Annotated in this window: 2 protein-coding genes; both read right to left on the bottom strand. The window is 66.7% G+C overall.

Going from position 1 to position 1,625, the window contains the following annotated elements; genetic code table 11:
* Positions 1–356 (bottom strand): GntR family transcriptional regulator (locus MOV75_RS37230; RefSeq protein WP_247007892.1); only part of this gene is annotated, 356 nt, incomplete at its 3' end.
* A gap of 8 nt (positions 357–364) precedes the next feature.
* The coding region (locus MOV75_RS37235; protein WP_247007893.1) for an FAD-binding oxidoreductase at positions 365–1,625 on the bottom strand (1,261 nt) is incomplete at its 5' end.

Here is a 1,625-nt window from a genome sequence, read left to right on the forward strand (position 1 = left end):
ATCGCCGCGATCGCCGCACCCATCGAGGCGATCGCACCGTCGCGATCGCAGCGATAGGCGAGCTCGGCCGCCCGGGGCTCGAGCGCGATGCGGAAGGTGCAGAGCGCGGTGATGTCATCGGCGCTCGGCGTGAACACGAAGCTGCCGACCTGCGGGCGGATCGCCACGAGGCCTTGCGCCTGCAGCTGGCCCATGGCCTCGCGTACCGGCGTGCGGCTGACGCCGAAGGAATTCGCCACCATCTCCTCGGATATGGCGGCCCCTAACGCGAACTCGCCGTCGATGATCGCCTGCCGCAGCCGCTGCATCACCCGCTGCGACAGCGATTTCGGCGTATCGAGCTTGAGCGAGCGCATCTGCTCTCTCAGACGACTTTGCCGGGATTGAGCAGGTGATCGGGATCGAGCGCCGCCTTCAGCGTCCGCATCAGCGCGATCTCGGCCTCGCTCCGGGCATGCCCCAGCCACTTCTTCTTCAGCGTGCCGATGCCGTGCTCGGCGGAGACGCTGCCGCCGAGCTCACGGACCAGACCGTAGATGATCGTGTCCATCTCTTCCTTCGGCTGCTGCTCGACGGAAAGGCCGGTGACCCAGGAGACCAGATGCAGATTGCCGTCGCCGATATGGCCGTAATAGACGCTTTCGCAGCCCTCGATACCGTCAGCCAGCGCCGCCTTGCACCGCGTGACGAACTCGTCCATCCGCTTAACCGCAAGGCCGATGTCGTAGGAGATGTGCGGGCCCAGCACCTGGCCGAATTCGGCGCAGATGTCGCGCACGCGCCAGAAGCTCTGCGTCTGCGCCAGCGATTGCGCGACAGCAGCATCAGTCAGCAGCCCGCGCTCCATCAGCTCTTCGAGCCAGCTCTCGAACCGCGGCGCGTCCAGGCTTTCGTCGGTGCCCTGCGCCTCGACCAGCACGTAGAGGCCGTGACCTGCGCCGACCGGCGGCTTCACGCCGGCGCGATTCGTGATCACGTCCCAATAGTCCGGCCACATCACCTCGAATGCCGACAGCAGCGGGCCGAGCCCGCTGCGCGCCGCGTCGAGCAGCGCGATCACTGCGGCATAGTCCTTCAGCGCGCACAGCGCGGCCATGGTCGAGCGCGGCTTCGGGAACAGTTTTAGCACCACGCGGGTGATGATGCCGAGCGTGCCTTCGGAGCCGATGAACAGATGCTTCAGATCGTAGCCGGCATTGTTCTTCATCAGCTTGTTGAGGTTGGTCATGACGGTGCCGTCGGGCAACACCACTTCCAGGCCGAGCACCAGTTCGCGCGTCATGCCGTAGCGGATCACGCGGTTGCCGCCGGCATTGGTCGAAAGATTGCCGCCGATCGCACAGGAGCCGCGCGAGCCGAGGTCGAGCGGGAAGAAGAAGCCGGCCTCGTCGGCGGCCTTCTGGATCGTCTCCAGCGGCGTGCCTGCCTTCACCGTCATCGTCGCCGAGGCAGGGTCGATCTCCTCGATGCCGGTCATGCGCTCCAGCGAGATCGCGACCCAACCCGCTTCGGGCGATGCGCCGCGGCACAACCCGGTCAGTCCGCCCTGCGGCACGAACGGCAGGCGCGCCTGCCGGCAGGTCAGAATCGCGTCGGCGACACCTTGCGCATCCACGGGGCGGATC

Origin of the sequence: Bradyrhizobium sp. PRIMUS42, from assembly GCF_023006515.1 — a bacterium.
GTDB lineage: Bacteria > Pseudomonadota > Alphaproteobacteria > Rhizobiales > Xanthobacteraceae > Bradyrhizobium.